We start from the raw sequence: 675 nt of genomic DNA on the forward strand, positions 1-675 counted from the left end.
ACTCCAGACACACATTCTGACCCTTAACCCGCTATTTATGCCCAGAGCTTGGCGAGCCCGCCAAGCGAGTTCCATCCGAGGAACAGCGTGAGCAGCCAAGAAAACACGCCGATCAACAACAGCCACGCCGGGTACTTGTAGCCGTTGAGCAGATCGCGGCGGAACCACGCAGCGTAGAGCAACACCGTCATCGAAATAGGGAGGATCAGGCCGTTGAACGCGCCAGCGAAGATCAGCAGGGTCTGTGGCGCCTGGTTGATGATGAGGTACACGATCGCGCAGACCGCGATGAACGCGACGGTGAGGATGTTGCGCAGGCGAGGGCTCGAATCGTGCTTAGTGATGAACGAAACCGAGGTGTAGGACGCGCCGATCACGGAGGTGAGGCCGGCCGCCCACAGGATCACACCGAACATCCGTAAGCCGATCTCCCCGGCCGCGTGGTAGAACGCGTCCGCGGCAGTGTTGTCTTGCGCGAGTGTCACGCCGGTCGCAACAACTCCGAGGATCGCGAGGAACAACAGCACGCGCAGGATGCCGGTCACGATGATGCCGAGCACCGAGCTCACGGAGATCTGCCGTACAGCGTCGGGGCCTTTGATGCCGGAATCGATCATGCGGTGCGCGCCCGAGAATGTGATGTAGGGGTTAAGGGTCAGAATGTGTGTCTGGAGT

The 675-nt window shown here is 60.4% G+C and carries 1 protein-coding gene; it reads right to left on the reverse strand.

The genetic code is table 11. The features are described from left to right. Positions 1–35 precede the first annotated feature (35 nt). Positions 36–675, reverse strand: a 640-nt coding sequence (locus tag HMPREF3175_RS09770) for a divalent metal cation transporter (protein ID WP_141742533.1), incomplete at its 5' end; no start/stop codon positions are given.

This window comes from Arthrobacter sp. HMSC08H08 (assembly GCF_001807575.1).
Taxonomy (GTDB): Bacteria; Actinomycetota; Actinomycetes; order Actinomycetales; family Micrococcaceae; genus Pseudoglutamicibacter; species Pseudoglutamicibacter albus.